The 24,055-nt window shown below is 60.7% G+C and carries 16 protein-coding genes; 2 read left to right on the forward strand and 14 right to left on the reverse strand.

Annotated features, from left to right (window positions below; all coding sequences use genetic code 11):
• Positions 1 to 79: 79 nt before the first annotated feature.
• Complete coding sequence (locus KHP07_RS13725; RefSeq protein WP_214497343.1) at positions 80 to 1,555, forward strand: M91 family zinc metallopeptidase; 1,476 nt, start codon at positions 80 to 82, stop codon at positions 1,553 to 1,555.
• Here KHP07_RS13725 and astE read toward each other — a convergent pair.
• The 7 genes from astE to KHP07_RS13760 form a co-directional block, all read right to left on the reverse strand.
• The gene (gene astE / locus KHP07_RS13730; protein ID WP_214497344.1) at positions 1,552 to 2,556 is read right to left on the reverse strand and encodes a succinylglutamate desuccinylase; all 1,005 of its coding nucleotides are present in this window, start codon (positions 2,554 to 2,556) and stop codon (positions 1,552 to 1,554) included. The two genes, KHP07_RS13725 and astE, sit on opposite strands and share 4 nt — an antisense overlap.
• Positions 2,557 to 2,567: 11 nt before the next feature.
• The gene (locus KHP07_RS13735; protein WP_003214319.1) at positions 2,568 to 2,858 is read right to left on the reverse strand and encodes a hypothetical protein; all 291 of its coding nucleotides are present in this window, start codon (positions 2,856 to 2,858) and stop codon (positions 2,568 to 2,570) included.
• A 38-nt stretch (positions 2,859 to 2,896) separates the two neighbouring features.
• Positions 2,897 to 4,243: an N-succinylarginine dihydrolase gene (gene astB / locus KHP07_RS13740; protein WP_100492273.1), complete on the reverse strand. Its 1,347-nt coding sequence runs from the start codon at positions 4,241 to 4,243 to the stop codon at positions 2,897 to 2,899.
• A gap of 161 nt (positions 4,244 to 4,404) precedes the next feature.
• On the reverse strand, positions 4,405 to 5,874 hold the full coding sequence (gene astD / locus KHP07_RS13745; protein WP_188322596.1) for a succinylglutamate-semialdehyde dehydrogenase: 1,470 nt from the start codon (positions 5,872 to 5,874) through the stop codon (positions 4,405 to 4,407).
• Entirely contained in the window at positions 5,871 to 6,896 is a 1,026-nt protein-coding gene (astA, locus tag KHP07_RS13750) for an arginine N-succinyltransferase (protein WP_078049883.1), read from the reverse strand. The genes astD and astA overlap by 4 nt, the downstream gene beginning before the upstream one ends.
• Positions 6,897 to 6,947: 51 nt before the next feature.
• Positions 6,948 to 7,967, reverse strand: a complete 1,020-nt coding sequence (aruF, locus tag KHP07_RS13755) for an arginine/ornithine succinyltransferase subunit alpha (RefSeq protein ID WP_003175655.1) — start codon at positions 7,965 to 7,967, stop codon at positions 6,948 to 6,950.
• Positions 7,968 to 8,213: 246 nt separating this feature from the next.
• Entirely contained in the window at positions 8,214 to 9,434 is a 1,221-nt protein-coding gene (locus tag KHP07_RS13760) for an aspartate aminotransferase family protein (RefSeq protein ID WP_099493702.1), read from the reverse strand.
• A gap of 290 nt (positions 9,435 to 9,724) precedes the next feature.
• Between KHP07_RS13760 and KHP07_RS13765 the strand changes: the two genes are divergently transcribed.
• A complete protein-coding gene (locus tag KHP07_RS13765) occupies positions 9,725 to 15,634 on the forward strand; it encodes a dermonecrotic toxin domain-containing protein (protein WP_214497345.1) in 5,910 nt (1,969 codons plus the stop codon).
• A gap of 3 nt (positions 15,635 to 15,637) precedes the next feature.
• On the opposite strand, the gene KHP07_RS13770 is transcribed toward KHP07_RS13765, so the two are convergent.
• The 7 genes from KHP07_RS13770 to acs form a co-directional block, all read right to left on the reverse strand.
• On the reverse strand, positions 15,638 to 16,618 hold the full coding sequence (locus KHP07_RS13770) for a GlxA family transcriptional regulator (RefSeq protein ID WP_078049886.1): 981 nt from the start codon (positions 16,616 to 16,618) through the stop codon (positions 15,638 to 15,640).
• Between the two features lie 245 nt (positions 16,619 to 16,863).
• Positions 16,864 to 17,628: an ABC transporter ATP-binding protein gene (locus tag KHP07_RS13775; protein WP_003214336.1), complete on the reverse strand. Its 765-nt coding sequence runs from the start codon at positions 17,626 to 17,628 to the stop codon at positions 16,864 to 16,866.
• Between the two features lie 27 nt (positions 17,629 to 17,655).
• On the reverse strand, positions 17,656 to 18,768 hold the full coding sequence (locus KHP07_RS13780; protein WP_214497346.1) for a succinylglutamate desuccinylase/aspartoacylase family protein: 1,113 nt from the start codon (positions 18,766 to 18,768) through the stop codon (positions 17,656 to 17,658).
• A 1-nt stretch (position 18,769) separates the two neighbouring features.
• Positions 18,770 to 19,468, reverse strand: a complete 699-nt coding sequence (locus tag KHP07_RS13785; protein WP_010208307.1) for an ABC transporter permease — start codon at positions 19,466 to 19,468, stop codon at positions 18,770 to 18,772.
• Entirely contained in the window at positions 19,465 to 20,154 is a 690-nt protein-coding gene (locus KHP07_RS13790) for an ABC transporter permease (RefSeq protein ID WP_024077013.1), read from the reverse strand. Before KHP07_RS13790 ends, KHP07_RS13785 begins: the two co-directional genes overlap by 4 nt.
• Before the next feature lie 91 nt (positions 20,155 to 20,245).
• Entirely contained in the window at positions 20,246 to 21,031 is a 786-nt protein-coding gene (gene aotJ, locus KHP07_RS13795) for an L-arginine-binding protein AotJ (RefSeq protein ID WP_078049888.1), read from the reverse strand.
• Between the two features lie 685 nt (positions 21,032 to 21,716).
• On the reverse strand, positions 21,717 to 23,672 hold the full coding sequence (acs, locus tag KHP07_RS13800) for an acetate--CoA ligase (protein ID WP_078049889.1): 1,956 nt from the start codon (positions 23,670 to 23,672) through the stop codon (positions 21,717 to 21,719).
• Positions 23,673 to 24,055: the final 383 nt, after the last annotated feature.

Genomic DNA, 24,055 nt, shown 5'->3' on the forward strand with positions numbered 1-24,055 from the left:
GCATATCTACCGTTTCAAGAGCGCACCCCTGCGGTTTAGTAAGGCCTGCCCCCTTACCTCCGACGCAAGGAACTGCGAGATGCACCCCAATCAAAATGCCGAAGGCGTCTACGTCATCGATGCACGCACACTCACCCCCAAACCAAGGCGCGAACCCACCAACAAACGTCCTGGCGGCCCGGGCTTTATCGAAATCCACGACATCCTTGAAAATGAAAATGTGCGCATCGAACGCAAGCTGTTCAGGGATGAAGAGGTCGACCAACTATGCCTCACCACCTTCAACACCCCCGACATGGTCAATATCGTTGGCGCCCCTCCGATAGACGCCCTACTGACACTGACGGTGCAGATCAATCAGGCCCGCTACGAGATCACCCTCAACTGGCGCACCCAGACAGTGGTGCTGGACACCCGCGGCGGAAACGATCGAATTCATATTGAAGATAACGTCATTGTGCCGGTCTTTGTGTACAGCGGCGAAGGCGACGACCGCGTGGTCACCGCAGCCAAAACGGCCACCCTCTACACCGGCCCTGGCGATGACTTCATCGCTGTCGTCAACGGCGCTTGCCATGTGGAAGCGGGCGACGGCAACGACGAGGTCCACGGTTTTCAAGATACCCACATGACCGTGTATGGCGGCCCCGGTGCTGACGAGATCAGCGGCGGCAGCGGCTCATGCTTCCTGGATGGAGGCCAGGGTAATGATCATATTGTCGGCGGGCGCGGGTTGAACATCCTCAGCGGCGGCCCCGGTAACGACCGGATCAAGGCCGGCCCGGCCAAAAACGTTATCTACACCGGCGATGGGCTCAACGACGTCACCCAGCTCAAGGCCGACGATGTCACGTACTACAACTTCAAGAGCAGCCTGACAGTTGACTGTGCCTTGATGATGCACCCGGACGTGCCGGATGACCTTCCTCCCGGCCAATTGGCTTCCCACGTGGTTCATTTGGAGCCCAAGCCCTTGGGCCAGAGTGGACTCGTTGTGCAAGGCAGTGCGCAATTCGTCCAGCGGGTCAATGACGATCTACGTCTGCTGCTCGGCTCACCGACCGGGCAACGCTTGCTCGCGCAACTGGAGCATGCCGCACGCGAGAACGGACACCCCATCACCATTCATGAGTTCTACCCCAGGCTCAACGGGCTATTCGTCCCGGCGCCCGGTACCGCAGATTGGCCGTTTATCGACAATGACCAGCCTGGCCGTCCCTCGTTCGGCGGAGACATTTGGTACAACACCACTGACATAATCCCCGGAACGCCCAGCATCATTAACCTGTTCCACGAGTTGTGCCACGCCTGGAACCACATCAGCGGCACGTTGTTGCGCGGTGAGAGCCCCGACGGTATTGACGGCAACAAACCGCGCTATCCGGTGAAAAACCTCGAACTGCAAGCCGTGGGCCTGCCCACGACAGCACCGCCGTTCGACTTTGATCGCGACCCGAGCACGCCGCCCACCAACACCAACCCGAGGGAGTTCAGCGAAAACGGGCTACGCAAGGAACTCGGGTTACCGCCGCGCAAACAGTACCGGAATAATTAAACCAGGCCGTCCTCGGTGGTGGGCACAATCAAAATTCCCGCGCGCAAACCATTCTTCACCTTCGGGTTGGGGAAGATGATGCGCGCGCCCTCCTCCTCGATCACCCAGCGGGTCTTGGCCACGTCTTCGGCCAGCAGATAACCCTTGGCCAGCGGCGAAAAGTTTTCCACGTCTGCCGGCAGGTGCAGCAAGAAGGCATCGCTGTGCTTGATGACTTCGCGCGACACGGCGAACAGTTGCAAGCCCTCCAGGCTGTCAGTCTCAGGTTCGGTGCCTTCGATGATCTGCTTGAGGCGTGTTTCCAGGCGCGACACATCCACGCCCTGGTTCTGCCCGAATGGCCGGGCCTTGCCCAGTTCGAGGGTGAAGGCCTCGGCGTCGAGTTGCTCGTAGGTAAAGGCCGTAAAGGTGATCGAGGTCTTGTTCTGCAGCAGCACCGCCTGCATGCCGGCCGCGTTCAAGCGCGCCAACTGCTGACGTGAATGCTGGCGACCTTCCTTCCACGGGTACAGGGCAAACTGCTCGATCTTCGAGCCGCGAATGGCCGTGTGCAGGTCGTAATGCAGGCGCGAACGGCCCGACAGGCTGAAGAAGCTGCGAGCCAATTGCTCCAGCTCAGCGGCGCGCATGGCTTCGGGGCCGATGTTTTTTTCATGGCGGCCGTTGAACAGCCGGTTGACGTCCAGTTCGAGATAACGCTCGCCGCGGCGCATGGCCTCGGGGTTGCCGAACAGGAACAGAATACGGGAACGGGGCTTGATCTCCCCACGGGCAATGCCATGCAACAGGCGGTCGAGCAGTTCGATCGGCGCGGTTTCGTTGCCATGGATGCCGGACGACAGCAGCACGTCGCTGCCGTTGTCCTTCGCTTCAGGCGGGCGCACTTCGAGTGCGCCCTCGCTGAGCCAGCGCATCTGCACGCCGTCGACAGTCAGTTGAATTTTTTGCGCCGGTTCGCGACCGGCGAGGGTCAGTTCAAGCAGTTTGCCGAGGGCGAGCATAAGCAGCTTCCTTAGTGGTTGCAGCCAGGACCGTGGACGTGATCGTCGTCATCACCTTCGACGTCGGCCGGTTCCATTTCCAGTTGCAGGCTCATCAGGTTGGTGGCCAGCGGGCGCATCAGCAGGTTCGCGTACTCGGCGTCGCCTTCTTCCACGTCCACACCGATCAGCAGTTGACCACGGCCGTCGTGCTGGATCCAGATTTCCTTGCCCTGCCAGACCACGGCGACGCGGGTGCAGGAAGTTTCCAGCTGGGTGCCGTCGGTGTCTTCAAGAATCAGTTTCAGGGTGTCGGTGGTCATAAAGTAGCTCTCAGCATAGGGCGTAAAAGAAGGTGGCGTTAATTGATCTGGAAAGGATATACCGAGCCCAGTTTAAGGATTTGCGTCAGTTCATCCAATGCCGTCCGGCACTCAAGCAGCAATTGCGGGTCCGCCAGGTCGGTTTCGCGCAGGCTGTCGCGGTAGTGTTTGTCGACCCACTGGGTCAATGTGTCGTACAACGGCGCGGTCATGATAACCCCTGGGTTCACCGCCGCCAGCTCGGTTTCGTTCAACGCCACACGCAAACGCAGGCAGGCCGGGCCGCCGCCATTCTGCATGCTTTGCTTGAGGTCAAAGACGTTGACTTCGCGGATCAGCCCGCCAGAGGCCGTGAGGTTCTGCAGGTACTGCCACACGCGTTCGTTGGCGCGGCACTCCTCCGGCACGATCAGCAGCATCGAACCGTCAGGGCGGCTCAGCAACTGGCTGTTGAACAGGTAAGAACGCACCGCGTCCTCGACGCTGACCTGGGCCCGCGGTACGCAGACAGACTGGAAGTTGCCGCCCAGCTTGCCCAACTTGCCTTGCAGCTCGCCCAGCATCTGTTCGGTGTTGAGGAACGCGTCCTCGTGATAGAACAGCACTTCGCCGTTACCCACCGCGATCACATCGTTGTGGAACACGCCGGCGTCGATCACCGCCGGGTTCTGCTGGGCATAGACCACGCCCTCATCCTTCAAGCCGTGCAAGCGTGCAACGGCCTGGGACGCTTCGAGCGTCTGGCGCGCCGGGTACTTCTGCGGCGCCGGGTAACGGGTGTCGAAGGCGCTGCGCCCGTACACGAAAAACTCCACGCCCGCCTCGCCATAGTCGCGGCAGAAGCGTGTATGGTTGGCCGCGCCCTCGTCACCGAACTGCGCCACCGCCGGTAATGCAGCGTGATGGGCGAAGTGCTTCTGGTCGGCAAACATCGCCCCCAGCACGCGGCTGGTGGTTGGGTGTTCGATGCTGCGGTGGTACTTGCAGTTGAGGTTGGCGGCGGTGAAATGCACGCGACCGTCGAAGGTATCGGCACTCGGGCTGACGGTGGCGGCGTTGGCCACCCACATGCTCGACGCCGAGCAGCTCGCGACCAACAACGGCATAGCGTGCTTGGCGGCCTGCTGGATGACCTGGGCGTCGGTGCCGCTGAAACCGAGGTTGCGCAAGGCCGCCACATCAGGACGTTCCTGGGGTGCCAGCACACCTTGCACAAAGCCCATGTCCATCAGGGCTTTCATTTTCTGCAGGCCCTGCAACGCCGCTTCCTTTGGGTTGGAAGACTGCTGGCTGTTGCTCTGGGACGCGACGTTGCCATAGGACAAACCGCCGTAGTTATGGGTCGGCCCCACTAGACCGTCAAAATTGACTTCATAGGATTTCATCGGCGAGGCTCCACGAACATCTGTTTTTATAGGCATCAACTTGTCATCCCGATCAACTGTGGGAGCTGGCTTGCCTGCGATAGCATCAACTCGGTTGTACTGAAAGACCGAGTCGTCTGCCTCGCAGGCAATCCAGCTCCCACATTAGATCGGTGCCACCTTCACTTGAGTGTTACACCGGGGGTCAGGGTTGTTGGCACCACCAGGCTTGGGGTTTCCAACGAGGCCACCGGGTACGCGCAATAATCCGCCGCGTAATAGGCACTGGCGCGGTGGTTGCCCGAGGCCCCTACCCCACCGAACGGCGCGGTACTGGCGGCGCCGGTCAGTTGTTTGTTCCAGTTGACGATGCCGGCGCGGCTTTCCAGCCAGAACTGCTGGTAGCGCGCTTCGGAGTCCGACAACAGACCAGCGGCCAAACCGTATTGGGTGTTGTTGGCCTCGGCAATCGCCGCTTCAAAATCAGCGTAGCGGATCACCTGCAACAGTGGGCCGAACAGTTCCTCGTCTTCACGCTCGGCCACGCCGGTCACGTCGATGATGCCGGGGGTCAGCAAGGCGGCCTGGTCCTGAGGCTGAGTCATTTCCAGCAGCGCCACAGCGCCATTGGCGAGCATCAGCTCCTGGGCGTCCATCAACGCTTTGGCGGCGGCGAGGGAGATGACCGAGCCCATGAACGGCGCCGGCTGCTGATCAAACGCGCCGACCTCAATCGTCGCGCTGACCGCCACCAGGCGCGCCAGCAACGCATCGCCCCAGGCGCCTTCCGGCACCAGCAAGCGGCGGGCACAGGTGCAACGCTGGCCAGCCGAGATAAACGCCGACTGGATAATGGTGTAGACCGCCGCATCCACATCGGCCACTTCATCGACGACCAGCGGGTTGTTGCCACCCATTTCCAGGGCGAGGATCTTGTCCGGGCGCCCGGAGAATTGCTGGTGCAGATGATTGCCGGTGCGGCTGGAGCCGGTGAAGAACAACCCATCGATACCTGGGTTGGCCGCCAACGCGATGCCGGTTTCCCGCGCGCCTTGCAGCAGGTTCAACACGCCCGCCGGCAGGCCGGCTTCGATCCAGCATTGCACGGTGAGTTCGGCGACCTTAGGGGTCAGCTCGCTCGGTTTGAACAGTACGGTGTTACCCGCCAGCAAGGCCGGCACGATATGGCCGTTGGGCAAGTGGCCCGGGAAGTTGTACGGCCCGAACACCGCCACCACACCGTGGGGCTTGTGGCGCAACACGGCGGTGGCATCGCCCAGGGGGCCGCTCTTTTCGCCGGTACGCTCGCGGTAGCTCTGCACCGAGATCGCGATCTTGTTGGCCATGCTGGTGACTTCGGTGGCCGACTCCCACAGTGGCTTGCCGGTTTCCTCGCCGATGCAGCGGGCGATTTCATCCGCCCGGTTTTTCAGCGTGGCCGCGAAGGTTTCCAGCACATTGATGCGCTCTTCCAGCGGGCGCCGGGCCCAGGCCGGGAACGCCTGGCGCGCTGCCTGCACGGCGGACTCGACCTGCTCGGCAGTGGCGCCATTGCCGGCCCACAGTACCTGCTGGGTCACGGGGTTGCGCGACTCAAACAGTTCACCCTGGCCAGCCAGCCAGCTACCTGCGATATACAGCGAATTCATTATTTCGACTCCCGAGCAGCGGACAACGGTACGGCACGCACTTGATCACCCACCACCAGTTGCAGGCGCTTGGCGGTCTGTTGATCGACCACCAGCGTGCCTGCGGCCAGGCGGGCCGGTGCGGCGGTAATGCGGCAATCCTCGCGCTTGCGGTTATGGATCAGGAACGGCGTGGCGTCGTCCCCGGGTGTGCCGATGGCCAGTACCAATGACTGGCTGTCGCGCACTGCGCGGATCTTGGTGGTTTCACACTCCACCGCCGGGCCGGCGTCGAAGATGTCGACATAGCCCTGGTAGCTGAACCCTTCGCTCTTGAGCATGCTCAGCGCCGGCTCGGTGTCCGGGTGGACCTTGCCGATGACGTTGCGTGCATCTTCGGAAAGGAAGCAGCTGTACAGCGGAAACTTCGGCATCAGTTCGGCGATAAACGCCTTGTTGCCCACGCCGGTGAGGTAATCGGCCTGGCTGAACTCCATCTTGAAGAAGTGTCGGCCCAGGCTTTCCCAGAACGGCGAGCGCCCGGCGTCGTTGGACACCCCGCGCATCTCGGCGATGATCTTGTTGCCGAACAACTGCGGGAACTCGGCGATAAACAACAGCCGCGCCTTGGCCAGCATGCGGCCGTTGAGGCCGGTGCGGTAATCGGCGTGCAGGAACAGCGAGCACAGCTCGGAATTGCCGGTGAGGTCGTTGGCCAGGAACAGCGTCGGAATCTCGCGGTAGATGTTCAGCTCCTGGGAGGCGCTGACGGTCAGCCCGACCCGGAAGTTGTACCAGGGCTCACGCAGGCCGACGGCACCGGCGATGGCAGAAATGCCCACCACGCGGCCTTCGTCGTTTTCCAGCACGAACAGGTAGTCGGCATCGCCGCGCCCGGCGTCGCCGCGAAAGGTTTTCTCCGCCCAGCCCACGCGGTGGGTCAGGCGCTCTTCGTTGGCCGGCAAGGTCGTGAGGCCGGTGCCGGTGCTGCGCGCCAGATCAATCAGGGCCGGTAAATCGCTGCTGCGTACGGGACGAACGATCATGCTATCTCCTCGAACGGGCCGCTGTTGTCAGCCACCCGCGAAACTCTTTTTTTAAACCGCTACCAGGCGCACGCTCGCGCCTTCGCCAACACCCAGGGCTTCGGCCGCTGCCAGGTCCAACGTCACCGGTTTACCCGGCGCGTAGTCCAGTTCCAGCATTACCGCGCGGTAATCCTGCAACTGCGCGTTGCTCACCAGGTACTGGCGACCGACACCCTTGACCATCTCACCGATCTTCACCGGCACCACACGGCTCTGGGCGATCGAGCGAATGCCCGACACCCGTGCGTGCAGCGTCGGGCCGCCGTCGAAGATGTCGATGTAATGGTCGGTCTCGAAGCCTTCGCGCATCAGGATGTCGAAGGTGATCTGTGCACGCGGGTGCACCTGGCCCATGGCTTCCTGGGCTTCGTCCGGTAGCAGCGGCACGTAGATCGGGTAATGCGGCATCAGCTCGGCGAGGAAGGTACGGCTTTTCAGCCCGCACAAGCGCTCGGCGGCGGCGTAGTTGAGGTCGAAGAAGTTGCGGCCGATGGCGTCCCAGAACGGCGAGTCACCGTTCTCGTCACTGTAGCCGACGATCTCGGTCACCACCGAGTCGGCAAAGCGCTCGGGGTGGCTGGCGACAAACAGCAGCCGGCCACGGGAATTGAGTTCCGACCACGGCGAACCGACCAGCTCGGGCACCACATAGAAACTGGTGAGCAGGCTGTTGCCGGTGAGGTCGTGGCACTGGGAAAGCACGTGGATCTTGTTGTGGATCTTCAGCTCGCGAGACGCGTGCACGAAGGTCTCGTTACGAAAGCTGTAGAACGGCTCCGAGTAACCGGCCGAGGCGACGATGGCCGAGCAGCCGGCGAGCTTGCCGGTCTCGGTGTCTTCGAGCACGAAGAAATAGCTCTCTTCACCGTTGAAACTGACCTCGGCCGCGAAGGACGCTTCGCTGGCGGCGATCTTGTCGCTCAGGCGTTCCACATCATCCGGCAAGGAGGTGACACCAATCGGGCTGTCCGCAGCCAGACGCTGTACCTCGCCCAGATCAGCCATTTGCGCGGGGCGCATCACCAGCATGGTGTCACTCCTTAACTCGAAAAACTCACAGAGGGAAAAATGCCGGACAGGAGAACTGCTCACACCGCTCTCACGGTGTAAACAAATCTATGTGGGAGCCGGGCTTGCCCGCGATTACGGTGCGTCAGTCAGCACAGATGTTGCCTGTACCACCGTCTTCGCAGGTAAGCCAGCTCCCACATTTGATCCAGTCCGGCCTTTGGAATTTGTGTTCGGCGCCCGATTGTTCGGACGCCGAGCGGTCCATCAAGCTTGCGTCAGCGCTTTAACTGCACGTTCAAAACGGTCCAGGCCTTCCTGGATGTCCGCCTCTTCCACCACCAGGCTCGGGGCAAAACGCACCACGTCCGGGCCGGCTTGCAGGATCATCAGGTTTTCTTTCTCGGCCGCGTTGAACACGTCCTTGGCCTTGCCTTTGAACGCATCGCTCAACACGCAACCGAGCAGCAGGCCCATGCCACGCACCTCGGTGAAGATGCCGTATTGCTTGCCGATCTGCTCCAGGCGCGCCTTGAACAGGTCGTGCTTGGCGTTGACGCCGGCCAGCACTTGCGGGGTGTTGATCACGTCGATCACCGCCTCGGCCACCGCGCACGCCAGCGGGTTGCCGCCGTAGGTGGTGCCGTGGGTGCCGACCACCAGGTGCTTGGCCAGCGCTTCAGTGGTGAGCATCGCCGCGATCGGGAAACCGCCGCCCAGGCTCTTGGCGCTGGTAAGGATGTCCGGGGTCACGCCGTAATGCTGGTAAGCGAACAGATGGCCGCTGCGCCCCATGCCGGTCTGCACTTCGTCAAACACCAGCAACGCGTTGTTGGCGTCGCACAGTTCACGGGCGCCTTGCAGGTAGGCCAGCTCGGCCGGCAGCACGCCGCCTTCGCCCTGGATCGGCTCCAGCACCACGGCGCAGGTCTTGTCCGACACGGCGGCTTTCAGCGCAGCCAGGTCGTTATAAGGGACGTGGGTGATGCCGGTGATTTTAGGACCGAAGCCATCAGAGTACTTCGACTGGCCACCGACGTTGACGGTGAACAGGGTACGGCCGTGGAAGCTGTTCAGCGCAGCGATGATCTCGTATTTCTCAGTGCCGAAACGGTCGAACGCCACGCGACGGGCCAGCTTGAACGCGGCCTCGTTGGCCTCGGCGCCAGAGTTGCAGAAGAACACGCGCTCGGCAAAGGTGGCGTCGATCAACTTGTGAGCCAGGCGCAAGGCCGGCTCGTTGGTGAAGACGTTGGAGACGTGCCAGAGCTTGTTGGCCTGTTCGGTCAACGCACCGACCAGCGCCGGGTGGGCGTGACCCAATACGTTGACCGCGATGCCGCCGGCAAAGTCGATCAGCTCGCGACCGGCCTGGTCCCATACGCGCGAACCTGCGCCACGCACGGGGATGAACGCGGCAGGTGCGTAGTTGGGAACCATCACCTGGTCGAAATCGGCACGTTGCACCGGGGCTTGCTCAACGGACATCGGAGTCTCCTGAAGAGGAACGCCTGCCTGGAACTGGCGGGCGATGCAGGGATTGTAAGGACAGTTTTCAGTGCGGCCTTGCCGCCAAGCGACAACTTCTTATAGCGCCAACCCGCGTTTTTGGCGGGTTTACGCCAATGCGACAATTACCGTCGCAAAGGCGCAGTTTAAACTGCCCAGCGGTTTTGCGGCAGGACCAAAACCAGGCGTCCACGCATATCTATCTAAGCTCATCCGTCGCCAGGCGGCTGATCTACTGGCGTTTTCACGTCCATTGGAGATCAGCGCGCATGACCACCCCGTCTTCCTTACTGCCAGCAGCCCTCGGCAGCCCCCAACCCGACAGCCACTACGAGGTGCTCAAGAGCGCAATCCCTCCATGGCTGGGCCAATCCTCACAGCAGGCACGCAATGCCGTAAAAACAGCCAAACTCTCACTGGGTCAGGCGCTTGGCACAGCCCCCAGCCCCTTGAAGTCGGCGTTCACAAAGGCAACAGCTGAGCATTGGACAGCACGCAACAAGGTCGAGCAAACGCTCAAGCAGCTTGAAGATGCCAAGGCGTTCGCCAAGCCCATTCTTGAAGACGCCCTGCTCAAGCGCTTCAACCTGGAGCTGAATTGCGAAACCACTTATCTACGCCTGTACATCCCACAGACCACCCCCTGGTTTCCCGTGCGCACAGGGGCTGCGCGCACGTGGACGGTGTCGTTGCTCGATGCGGCCTTGCACAACTTCGAGAGCACGGAGACCGAGGTCGACGCCTACGAGACGGATTCAACGTTCATCACCCGCCCGTCCGCCAGCGGCCAATTCGACACATTGCCGGCGGTCAAGAAGGTGTTGTCGATTACGGCGTTCACTCGGTTGTGCCGCGAGCTGGACATCGGCGCCCAATACGCTCGTCATGTGCGTGAGGCTTTAGGCCTGGATGAGCCCGTGGCCGCCAGCGCACTGCAACACAAAGTCATAGCCAGCCACACTGCCGCCTTGCGCAATGCCTTGCACCTGGCTCGCATCAGCGGGGACATCGCCGAAGACATGTGGCTTGCCATTGGCGAGCTGATCGAGGGCAAGCCTGCGCGGCTCCAGGACGGTCAGCCCCTGCGCGCCTATGATTTGCACATGATGGAGGCCCCGTTGAACGGCGTCCTGCTGTTTGCCGTTGACCTTGAACACCCCCGTTCCGTGCAGCGCGTCGTCGCCTATGTGCCTGATGACCCTCGACACCCGATCAAGGAATACCCCTCATCACTGGCCTTCAAGCAAGCACTGACCGAAAAGCTGCGCGACGAGCAATATCAGGGTTTTTTCAGCCGCTTTGTCAACCATGAACATCACGGGCCATTTTTTTCCGGGCTCAGCCAACGCCTGGCGCGCATTACCTGGCACCCACCGCAATCGGGAAGCGACCAGGCGCCATGGCGCAAGGAGCCCACCACGGATCCTCGGCTGAACTTCTCTGTGCAACCCATTGCCGGCGATCTCTGGCAGCACGTCTATGAACAACGACTCAACCAGATCATCAATGATGCGCGTACACGGGCCGTCTCCACTGCCGAGGCTGACCGCAAGGCGCGCTGGGCGGCCTGGGATGCCTTCGTCAACGTAGCGTCTTCGATCGTTAATGCGGTGGTGATGGTGGTGGCGCCGTTCATTCCCGGATTGGGCGAGTTGATGCTGGGCTACATGGCCTACCAACTGCTGGATGAGGTGTTTGAAGGCATCATCGACTGGGCTATAGGTGAGTCCAGTGAAGCCTTCGGTCACTTGATGAGCATGCTGGAGTCGCTGGTGCAAATCGGCGCCTTTGCGGCCGGGAGCACGATCGGGGTGAAGCTGTTGCGCCAGGTCGCGCCGCCCGATGTGCTGGCGTTTATCGACCGTTTCAAGCCAGTCACCCTCGCCAATGGCAGCGGCCGCTACTGGAACAAGGACCTGACGGCCTACCGGCAAAAAACCACCCTGCCGCCACGCCTGGGGATCAATGAACAGGGCCTGCACACCCTGCGCGGTGAGTCAGTGTTACCTCTTGAGGGTGATCTGTATGCCGTGCAACCGCTGACCGACAGCGAACAGTATGTAATCACACATCCAACGCGCCCAGACGCCTATACCCCGCAGCTACAGCACAACGGTGCGGGAGCCTGGCACAGCGAGCTGGAAGACCCCTTGCATTGGGACCGTCCCACCCTGTTACGCCGTCTTGGCCATAACGTCAGTGAATTGAGTGAGGCCGACCGGGAGTTGGCATTGACGCTCAGTGGCGTCGATGACGGCGCGCTGCGCAGAATGCATGTACTGGGCGAACCCGTACCGCCCCTCCTGGCTGACACCCTTGAACGTGTGCGTATTGACCGCAGTTTGCGCACCCTTATCGACCAGCTTGGCAGTGACGATCCCACCACGTACCAGCACGTCGATCCACAAGACGTGTTGCACCTGCTCACCGCCTACGGCGAATGGCCCGAGACCCGCTGCCTACAGATACTCGATGCCCACGGCAATACAGCCTGGGCGTTTGGAGACACCAACAAACCGGTGGTGCAGATCCAAGAGGCGCAATTGAACAAGGGTCAATTGCTCAAGGAACTGCTGCAAAGGCTGACACCGGAAGAGATCCGCACGCTGTTCGGCGAACGCGCGGCCGACCCTGAGCTGAGCCTGGACCACCGCGCCTATCAGTGGCGCAAGAAACTCGCGCGAGTGGCCGAGCGGCATCGCGCCACGCTGTTCGAATCACGTTACGCCCAGCTGCAACCGACAGCGCACGCGCCTGCGCAACAATTGATACAGAGCGCCCCCGGCCTGCCAACCCAGGTCATCACTCACGTGCTCGACCACGCCAGCGCTGAGGAGCTCACAGAGCTGGACAACCAACACACCCCGCCGCGCCTGGCCGACCTTGCCCGCAGCACGCTGGATGAACTGCGGATCAACCGTGCCTACGAAGGTCTGCATCTTGAGGCAATGCCCACTGTCGACAGCGAACGCCTGGCACTGAACACCCTTAGAACTCAACCCGGCTGGCCGGGCAACGTACGCATTGAGGCCAGGCACCTCACTGCCCAGGGGGAAATGTGGCTGCAGATTGGCGTCAAGGACGCCACGGTTGTTCGCACGCTGGTGCGTACCGCCGACGGCCGTTACGTGCCCCACGATGAAAAAGGCCCGCTGTCAGGTGAGACCGACCTGTACACCGCCATACTCAATGCCCTGCCTGACGCACAACGCGACGCCCTGGGGCTCGGCGTCAATCAGGGGCCTGCGCTGCGAGAGCGACTGCGACAACGACCGCTGCCACGTGAAGAGCTGCGCCAGGTACTGGACACCTCCGTTATCAAACCGCCCACACTGGAAACGCTGCGCTTGCTAGGAATGGATGCCGGTTACCCGATCCAGGACGCGCCGCCTGCCCCAGTCGCGACCTTGGAGGAACGTGCTCGCGCGATATACCCCGCGCTCGATCCGCAGCAACTCCAAGACTTGCTCACCCACTTGCACACCCAACCAGGTGGCGCAGCCAATGGCCTCGCGGCACTGGCCGAGGAATACCGACAACTGCGCAACGACCTGACAAGCTGGCAGCGCCAAATCCCCACCGCCCACCCCGAAACCGGCGCGCGGCTATCCGTCGCCGAACGGCGCAATGAGCGCCAGAACCGTCGCATGATCGCCAGACAATTGCGCCGATGCTGGCGCCGTGAAGAAGCCGCCGACCTCTTCCTGGACCCAAGCGTAGATGGCTACAGCCTGCGCCTGGATTACCCGATTCTCGGCGCGTTGCCGGAACTGACGGCAAATTTCGATCACGTGTCGCTGCTGACCCTCAGCGGTCGCCCGCAAACCGCTAGCGCCCTTGCGTTTCTGGGGCGTTTCCAGCAACTGCGCCAACTGACGGTCAGGGGTTTAAACCTCGGCAGCGTGCCGGATCTCATTTTCAACCTGCCACACTTGAACTCCCTGAGCCTGAGCAGTTGCAATATCAGGCTGACGCCCGCAGACCAGGCACGTATCGCCTCGCTGCGAGGTTTACAATCCCTGGTTTTGCATGACAACCCTCTGGACTTGGCGCCCAGCGTCGAAGCCATGACGGAGCTGACTCACCTCGACTTATCCCACACCCAGATCGAACAGCTACCGGACGGCATAGTCGACCGCCCCAACCTTCAAACTGCACTGCTCAGCAACACCCGGATCCGCGAGCTACCGCCGGCCCTTTTTTCATTGCCGCCGAACAAGGGCAGCGCCTTCGACTTGGGCGACAACCCGCTGTCGCGGGCGGCAGTGGAGCAGATCAAATCCTACTATCAAAGCCACGGCCTCACGTTTGAAGCCAACGCACTCCACATTGATTTGCGCGACGCACACCAGCTCTATCCAAGCTTGCGCAAGTCAGCGCTCAATCGATTGATCTACGACCTCCCCGGCACGGTCGAAGCTGGCCAGGTGGAATTGGCACGCAGGGCGGCTGAGCTGCAAACACTGCAAGCGCGACTCCAACAATGGGAGGGCGCGCCTGACCTTAGTGGTCAAGAGTTCGCCAGGCGAATCGCGCTGCGCATACGCCTGGAAAAATGCTGGCGCCATGAATTGACCGAGAGCGGCGTGCAACGCCATTCGCTGTTCATCCCAAAAGAACTGACGGGCGCGCTGCCCGCCATTGACGCCTCGTTCGACCACATCACCGTGCTGATCATACAGGGCAATAACGCCCCACTGGATGTCGACAGCTTCCTTACCCACTTCCCCGAATTGATGTCCATCAGTCTCAGTCAGACGGTACTCGGCGACATCCCGCCCGAGATTTTGTCACGGACCAAGCTCACGCACCTGCGTCTGGAAAACTGCGCAATCCGCCTTTCAGACAACAGCCGCGCACGCTTGGAGCGCCTGTCAAATCTCAGTCACCTGAACCTGAACAGCAACCCGTTGGGCGCTCCCATTGATTTCAGCCATCTGACTCAACTGACCACCTTGCACCTGCGTGATACCGGGCTCAACACGGTGCCTTTGACCCTGCTGACACACGTCCAGCGCTACACCATAAACCTCAGCGGCAATGCCATCACGCAACTCCCCCCCGAACTGTTCGCCCTGCCAAAGCATCTGGGCCGAGTGTTCGACCTTTCCGCCAACCCCCTGACCTACCAGAGCCTTGAGCTGATCAAAAGCTACTGCCAGCGCACCGATGAATGCTTCCACGTCCAGACACCCGCCGAGCACCGCAACAGGGCCCGGCAGCTCTATCCAAGAATGGCCGAAAAAGACACGGACAGGCTGATTTTCGGGCTGCCTGGAACTCTGGAGAACGTTGATGCCAAATTGACTGAACTGGAGGGTGATTACCAGCGACTGGTCGCCGAACTGCAGCACTGGGCGAACGATACACCCGAGCAGCACCCACTGACCGGTGGCGTCTTATCGGACGACCTGCGCATTGCCGACGAGGTCAGTCGTCAGCAGTACAAGCGCCTGCTCGAAGAGGCCTGGCGACGCGAAAGCCCGATAGATGAAGAAAGCCTGGATGACCGCACCACCTATGAAGTTGTGCTCGACCAACCCATCATCGGCACATTGCCGATACTGAGCGTACGCCTGAACCATGTGACGTACTTTGAGCTCAAGGGAGCGTTCACCATCACCGATATAAACGGCACTCTCAAAGCCTTTCCCTGCCTGCAAACCCTGATCGTGACGAATTGCACGCTCGGGAAGTTACCCTCTGCGATTTTCGCAATGCCCAAGCTGAGCGGCCTTGAACTTTCCGGCTGCGAAATCGCCCTTACCCCAGCCGAAGCACGCTCTATCAGCGACCTGGACAACCTTGAGTTCTTGCATTTGAACAACAACCCACTGGGCAATGCGCCGGATGTCAGCGCCCTGCAGCAGTTGACCACGCTGCAGCTGTCCAACACGCAGATCAGTCAGGTGCCGGCCGGATTATTTCAATTGCACGGGCTGCAAAACCTGGACCTGAGCAATAACGCGCTACGTGATATTCCTGCGGACATAATGGAAATGCAGCAAGTGCTCGACAACGACAGCGATTTGCATAACAACCCCTGGACACCGGAAAGCATCGAGCTTCTAAGGGAGTACTACCAGCGAACCGGAAATGATTTCCAGATTCTGGAAGTCACTGTCGACGAAAACGACAATCCACTGGAATCGGTGGACGAGGAGCTCATGGAAGAATAACGCCTAGCCCCGCTCTGACGGCACCGAGGACAGCTCGAAAGGGCTGCTGCTGCGCCGCTGGTTGCGGTCTTCACGCGGGGTGGCGCCGAAGAAGTTGCGGTAGGCGCTGGAGAAGTGTGGCCCCGAGGAGAAGCCGCACGACAGGCCGATCTGGATGATCGACTTGCTGGTTTGCATGAGCATCTGGCGTGCCTTGTTCAGGCGCAGTTCCAGGTAGTACTGGCTGGGGACGCGGTTGAGATACTGCTTGAAGATACGTTCGAGTTGTCGTCGCGACACGCAGACGTGCTGGGCGATTTCGTCGGTGGTCAGCGGCTCTTCGATATTCGCTTCCATCAGCAACACGGCCTGGGTCAGCTTGGGATGGCTGGAACCCAGGCGGTTTTGCAGCGGAATGCGCTGGCGTTCGCCACCCTCGCGGATGCGCTCCACCACCAGCTCTTCGGATACCGCACCGGCCAGTTCGGCGCCGTGGTCACGGGCCAACACCGCCAGTAGCAAGTCGAGTACCGACATGCCACCGCAGGCGGTGAGACGGTCGCGGTCCCAGTCGAACAGATGACTGGTGGCAATGACCTTGGGGAAACGCTCGGCGAAATCGTCCTGCCAGCGCCAGTGCACAGCGGCGCGGTAACCATCGAGCAAACCGAGTTGGGCCAGCGGGTAAACGCCCGCCGACAAACCGCCGATCACGCAGCCGGCGCGCACCAGCTGCTTGAGCGCGGTGCTCAGTTGCGAGGCGATCACGGTTGGCGGCTCATCCGCCAGCAGGAACAGTTTCTGGAAACCCTCGAGCTTGCCGGCCCACGGCTCGCCCGGCAATTGCCAGGCGCCATCGCTCGGCGGCTCGGCTTGCAGGAACGACAGCTCATAGACCACGTCCGGATGCACCCGCTGGGCAACGCGCAAGGCCTCCTCAGCCAGCGCAAGCGTCAGTGCTTTTGTGCTGGGCCAAATCAGGAAACCAATTTTATGGGCGGTCATGGAGTGCTATCCGAAGCCAGTAACAGTAATGAAGACAAGGGCCAATGCTAGCCCGTAAAGCAACACAAAGCTCAACACAAATGGAGATCGAGGTGAGAGCTGGCTTGCCTGCGATAGCGGTGGGTCAGTGGGCACATCTGTTTCCGATACACCGCTATCGCAGGCAAGCCAGCTCCCACAGGGGGTCGAGGCCAAACTCAAGACTGCAAAGCATGCACTAAGTCAGTGCACAACGGCAGTCTTGATTACTTCAAGCTGCCGGACAAGAACTGCTGCAAACGCTCCGACTGCGGGTTCACCAGTACTTCGCGCGGGTTGCCACGCTCTTCGACGATGCCTTTGTGCAGGAACACCAACTGGTTCGACACCTCACGGGCGAAGCCCATTTCGTGGGTCACCACCACCATGGTGCGGCCTTCCTGGGCCAGGTCCTGCATCACCTTGAGCACTTCGCCAACCAGTTCCGGATCGAGGGCCGAAGTGGGTTCGTCGAACAGCATCACTTCCGGCTCCATCGCCAGGGCGCGGGCGATGGCCACGCGCTGCTGCTCGCCGCCGGACATGTGGCCTGGGAACGCATCCTTACGATGGCCCACGCCGACTTTGGCCAAGTAGTGCTCGGCCTTTTCACGCGCGTCTTTCTTCGACATGCCCAACACGTGCACCGGCGCTTCCATCACGTTTTCAAGCGCGGTCATGTGCGACCACAGGTTGAAATGCTGGAACACCATGGACAGGCGCGAACGCATGCGCTGCAGCTGTTTAGGATCGGCGGCCTTCATGGCGCCGTCCTTGTTGGCCACCAGTTTCAGCTCTTCGTTGTTCAGCAGAATCTTGCCGGCGTGGGGTTGCTCCAGCAGGTTGATGCAGCGCAAAAAGGTACTTTTGCCCGAACCACTGGAACCGATGATGCTGATCACATCACCGGCTGCGGCGGCCAGGGACACGCCTTTGAGCACTTCATGACTGCCATAGCGTTTATGCAGGTCTTGGACTTCAAGTTTGTACATGCGGTCGGTTCTCACAAAAACAGGTGGTCAGTCGTTGAGCAAGCGCCCGTGACGCAGCGCTTCGCGCCCCGCCACCTTGGCCAGCCAGAAACCCGCTTGGGCATAACGTAGCCGTTCAACGGCAAACAACACCCCCGAGGTGCCCGCGCAAATCGTGCTGACGCGGTCTTCCAGGGGGTCAATCACTTCAAAAATCGGCTCGCCTTTTTCGACCACATCACCGGCTTTACGCAGGTAACTGATCACCCCGGCGTGGGGCGCGAACAACAATTCGGTGCCTTCAAACGGCAAGCCTTCACAGGGCTCGAACTGTGGCGCGGGCCATTCCCCCTTGATCAAGCCCTGCTCGGCGAGGAACGCGAGGATACCTTCGGCGTGGAAGATCGCCTCGTCGCGGCCCGTATCGGCTTGACCACCCAACTCCAGCGTCGTCGCCAGGCAGGCCAACGGGATCTGCGCCTCAGGGAATGCCTGGGACAAACGCAACCACGGCAGCGAGCAGGCTTCATCGAACGAACTGCCGCCGGAGTCTTCCGCCAGCAGGCCGACCTTCACATTCAAATGCGCCGACAGCGAACGCCACTGCGGCCAGTGCTGCGGCAGCGCGTACATGTGCAGTGCGGCTTCGGCGTCGCAATGCAGGTCAAGCACCACATCGGCAGTGCAGGCGTGGCTCAGCAAGATGCGCTGCATGCCTTGCAACTGGCTGCTCGGCTCAGGCAATGAGGCGAGTGCATCACCCATGGCCTGGCGGATCATGCGCACGTTCGCGTGGGGATCATCGCCCAGCTTGCCTTCGAGCAGCTCGGCCACCGGCTCGCTCAGCTCGACGAAATCACGGTTGAAGTTCTTGCCGCTGCCCACCTCGAAACGGCCCTGGTGGCTGCCTTGCAGCAACTGGCCCAGGCCCATCGGGTTGGCGACCGGCACCAGCTCGATCACGCCGTTGAGGGCGCCTTGCTGTTCCAGTTCGGCGAGGCGCTTTTTCAGCTCCCACGCGGCGCGCATGCCGGGCAATTCGTCGGCGTGCAGGCTGGCCTGGATATAGGCCTTGCGCTCGCCCTTGCCGAAACGGAACACGCTCAGCTGGCGCTCGCAGCCCAAGTGGCCCCAGGGCAACAGGTGATCGATACGTTCCATATCAGTGCTTCCTCGGCGCCAGGTAGCTCAGCCAGCGGCGCTCGGCCAACTTGAACAGGCGCACCAGGATGAAGGTCAGGCACAGGTAGAACACACCGGCGGTGATATACGCTTCGAACGGCAGGTAGAACTGCGCGTTCACTGTACGTGCAGCACCGGTGATGTCGATCAGCGTGACGATCGACGCCAGGCTGGTGGTCTGCAGCATCATGATCACTTCGTTGCTGTACTGCGGCAGCGCGCGGCGCAGGGCCGACGGCAGCAGGATGCGGCGGTACAGCTTGTAGCGCGACATGCCCATGGCCTTGGCGGCTTCGATCTCGCCATTGGGGGTGGCCTTGAGGCTACCGGCGATGATCTCGGCGGTGTAGGCGCTGGTGTTGATCGCAAAGGCCAGGCACGCGCAGAAGGTGGCGCTGGACAGCAGCGGCCAGAGGAAACTCTCGCGCACCGCCTCGAACTGGGCCAGGCCGTAGTAGATCAAGAACAACTGCACCAGCATCGGCGTGCCGCGGATCACATAGGTGTAGAGCCAGGCCGCACCATTGACAATCGGCTGCTTGGACACGCGCATCAAGCCCAGGGGCAACGCGGCGAGCAAGCCGAAGAACAGCGAGATGGCGAGCAGTTTCAGGGTGGTCAGCAAGCCGCCAAGGTACAGCGGCATGGCCTCCCAGATGACGTTGTAGTCGAAGATCATAGATCAGCCGCCCTTACGCCTACCGAGTAGCGCTTCTCAAGATGACGCAAGGCCAGCAACGACACACTGGTGATCACCAGGTACATCGCCGCCACTGCGAGGAAGAAGGTAAAAGGCTCGCGGGTAGCGTCTGCCGCCTGCTTGGCCTTGAACATCATGTCTTGCAGGCCCACCACCGAAATCAGCGCGGTGGCCTTGGTGAGGACCAGCCAGTTATTGGTAAACCCGGGGATCGCCAGCCGGATCATCTGCGGCACCATCACCCGGAAAAACACCTGGAAACTGCTCATGCCATACGCAAGGCCGGCTTCGGCCTGGCCCTTGGGAATGGCCATGAAGGCGCCGCGGAAGGTTTCCGACAGGTAGGCGCCAAAGATGAAACCCAGGGTGCCGATACCGGCGGCCAAGGGGTTCAAGTCGATATAGTCGTCATAGCCGAGCAGCGGCGCGACGCGGTTGAGCAGGTCCTGACCGCCGTAGAAAATCAGCAGGATCAGCACCAGGTCGGGGATCCCGCGGATCACCGTGGAGTACAAGTCACCCAGCCAGGCCAACCAGCGCACCGGCGACAGGCGCAACGCGACCCCGATCAGACCCAGAACAATGGCCAAGGCCATGGACGACAAGGCGAGCTGAAGCGTCAACCATGCGCCATCGAGGATGACGGCCCCGTAGCCTTTCAACATGATTCAGGTCCTCGAAAAAGGGGATGAAAAAATGGCGCAAACCTCAGGAATTCTGTTGCTTGCGCCATTTGGGACAGACAGCTGCGACGATTTACTTAGGGTCAGCGCCGTAAATATCGAAGTCGAAGTACTTGTCCTGGATTTTCTTGTACTCGCCGTTGGCACGGATCGCGGCAATGGCTGCGTTGATGCGGTCCAGGTTTTCCTTGTCGCCTTTGCGTACGGCGATGCCGATGCCGTCGCCGAAGTACTTGGCGTCGGTGAAGGCCGGGCCTACGAACGCGTAGCCTTTGCCGGCAGGGGTTTTCAGGAAACCGTCTTGCAGCAGGGTAGCGTCAGCCACGGTGCCATCGAGGCGACCGGCTTCCACGTCCAGGTAGATTTCGTTCTGCGAGCTGTAAGGCACCACGGTGGCGCCTTTTGGAGCCAGGACTTCCTTGGCGAAACGGTCGTGGATCGAACCGCGCTGCACACCGATCTTCTTGCCCTTCAATTCATCCAGGCTATCGCTGACGGTGGTGCCTTCCTTCAACACCAGGCGCGCTGGGGTCAGGTAGTAGCGGGTGGTGAAGTCCACGGACTTCTTGCGGTCATCCGTGATGGACATGGACGACAGGATCGCGTCGATCTTGCGCACTTTCAGCGCTGGGATCAGGCCGTCGAACTCTTGCTCGACCCAGGTGCACTTCACGTCCATCTGCTTGCACAGGGCGTTGCCGATGTCGTAGTCGAAACCGACGATGCTGCCGTCGGGAGCTTTGGAGGCAAACGGAGGGTAAGCCGCTTCGATACCAATTTTCAGGGGCTTGCCTTCAGCGAAAGCCTGCATGGACAGCACGGACAGCGCCAGGGCGCCCAACAGCACGAGTTTCTTCATCTTGGGACTCCATCGGTATAGGGCAAAACAGCAGTATGAGCCATGGCCCACGATGCGACTTAAGGGAAACCGAATTGCGGTGCTGCGTCCCACACCAGTTACACACTGGAGACGACGAGCGAGTGATCGGCATTCTAACGACAGGCCGGAAGTCGATATTTCCTCAATGCGACAACAATTTACAGAAGCACCGAGAAAGCGGTTCCAGCTCATTGACAGCCTCTGAATTTTATGCAGAGACAAAAGACATTAAACCTGTAGACGCTGCAAATTGCGGGCCTATTATTCGCAAACCCTTCTAGCACGGCAAGTCTGGCGTTTAATCTTATTTCCGGGGGTGTCTAAAACGCGGTTTTTCGAGGCATGGGCGTAGCGCTTTGCCTCAGGTTTGGGCGGCGGGTTACACATTTGCGTTCGACGGTAACATTCAGAAATATCCCACAGCACAATCCGATATTTATTGACCTTATGTAAGTCGCCCCACCCATGAGCAGCCTTGGAATGCAATCAAACTGTGGGAGCGGGCTTGTTCGCGAAGGCGGTGTGTCAGTCAGCATATCAGCCAACTCATACACCGCCTTCGCGAGCAAGCCCGCTCCCACAGTTGATCTTCAGTGTTTTTGAGAGCGCATAAAAAAGCCCCATCCGGCCTACGCCGAATGGGGCTCCATCGCTCAAACCTGCCTTAAGCGACGTTCATGGTCTTGTGCGTCTCAATCAAATGCGCCACCACGCCCGGGTCCGCCAGGGTGGAGATATCCCCCAGCCCGTCGTATTCAGCCGTGGCAATCTTGCGCAGAATCCGCCGCATGATTTTCCCCGATCGCGTCTTCGGCAAGCCCGGTGCCCACTGGATCACATCTGGAGAAGCAATCGGCCCGATTTCCTTGCGCACCCAGTTTTTCAACTCCAGGCGCAGCGCTTCGTTCGGTTCTTCACCATTTTTGAGGGTGACATACACATAGATGCCCTGCCCCTTGATGTCGTGCGGCACACCCACCACCGCCGCTTCAGCGACTTTAGGGTGAGCAACCATGGCACTTTCGATCTCGGCAGTGCCCATGCGGTGGCCGGACACGTTCAACACGTCGTCCACTCGGCCGGTGATCCAGTAGTAACCGTCCTCGTCACGGCGCGCACCGTCACCGGTGAAGTACATGCCACGGAAGGTCTTGAAGTAGGTGTCGACAAAGCGGTCATGGTCGCCGTACAGCGTACGCGCCTGGCCTGGCCACGAATCGAGGATCACCAGGTTGCCTTCAGCCGCGCCTTCGATCAGGTTGCCGAGGTTGTCCACCAGTGCCGGCACCACACCGAAGAACGGCCGTGCCGCAGAACCCGGCTTGAGCGCATGGGCGCCTGGCAGCGGGCTCATCATGTTGCCGCCGGTTTCGGTCTGCCACCAGGTATCGACAATCGGGCAACGGGATTGGCCGACGTTCTTGTAGTACCAGTCCCACGCCTCTGGGTTAATCGGCTCACCCACCGAGCCAAGCAGACGCAGGCTGCTGCCATCGGCGCCTTCACAGGCAGCGGTGCCGGAAGCCATCATCGCGCGGATCGCGGTCGGTGCGGTGTAGAGGATATTGACCTTGTGCTTGTCGACGATCTTCGCCACCCGGGTGATGTCCGGGTAGTTCGGCACGCCCTCGAACAGCACGGTGGTCGCGCCGTTGGACAGCGGGCCGTAGACAATATAAGTGTGGCCGGTGACCCAGCCGACGTCGGCGGTGCACCAGTAGATTTCGCCCGGGCGGTAGTCGAACACGCGCTCGTGGGTCAGGCCGGCGTACAACAGGTAGCCGCCGGTGGTGTGCTGCACGCCCTTGGGCTTGCCGGTGGAACCGGAGGTGTAGAGGATGAACAGCGCTTCTTCGGCGCCCATCTCTTTGGGCGCACACACGGTGCCCGCCACTTTCATCAGGTCTTCGTACCAGATATCGCGATGCTGGTTCCACTTGATCTGGCCATTGGTGCGCTTGCACACGATGACCTTCTGGATGCTGCTGGTTTCCGGGTTGGTCAGGGCGTCGTCGACGTTGGCCTTCAACGGAATTTTCTTACCGGCGCGAATGCCTTCATCGGCAGTGATCACCACCTTCGACTTACAGTCGATGATACGACCAGCCAGGGCTTCCGGCGAGAAACCGCCAAACACCACGGAGTGGATCGCACCGATACGGGTACAGGCCAGCATGGCGACCACGGCTTCGGGGATCATCGGCATATAGATAGTCACCACGTCGCCGCGGTGCACATCCTGGCCGCGCAGGGCGTTGGCGAACTTGCAGACTTCTTCATGCAGCTCGCGGTAAGTGATGTTGCGGCTCTCGGCAGGGTCATCGCCCTCCCAGATGATCGCGATCTGGTCGCCGCGCTCGGCGAGGTGACGGTCCAGGCAGTTGTAGGAAACGTTCAGGGTGCCATCGGCGAACCACTTGATGTCGACATGGTGATCGTCGAACGAGGTCTGCTTCACCGTGGTGAAAGGCTTGATCCAGTCGAGGCGCTTGGCTTGCTCGCGCCAGAAGCCATCGGGGTTGACCACCGACTGCTGGTACATGGCCTTGTAGGTCGCCTCGTCGGTCAGCGTGTTGGCTGCTACTTCGGGGCGAACGGGGTACAGGGAAGCCGCACTCATCTTTCTTACCTCGGTGACATAGTTGTTGTTGTATGGCCCTGTTGTAGCCGGGGCTGACCTATAGAACCATTCGACGATGGTAGTAACAAGCCCCTACAAATTGCCCTGATATGCCCCTGCACGGCTCTAGCCCGCGGGCCGTGGTGCTTTGCGCCTTTGTGAAAAAAGCTTTACCACAGGATTGTTACAAAAACCGCCAATAGTGTTTATCAAAAGTACGGGTATATGAATATAACCTGGCAGCCTAAAATCACTTCCGTCAACACGACACAGTGATTAACAACGCAACAGCCCCCACGAAGGCAACGTTAATCCGAACTTCCCAACTCTTAAGTTACACACGCGGCCTCACAAGGGCCCCGTGACCCCACTCGCCCTGAATA

Source organism: Pseudomonas sp. VS40 (assembly GCF_018587885.1).
Classification (GTDB): Bacteria; Pseudomonadota; Gammaproteobacteria; order Pseudomonadales; family Pseudomonadaceae; genus Aquipseudomonas; species Aquipseudomonas pergaminensis.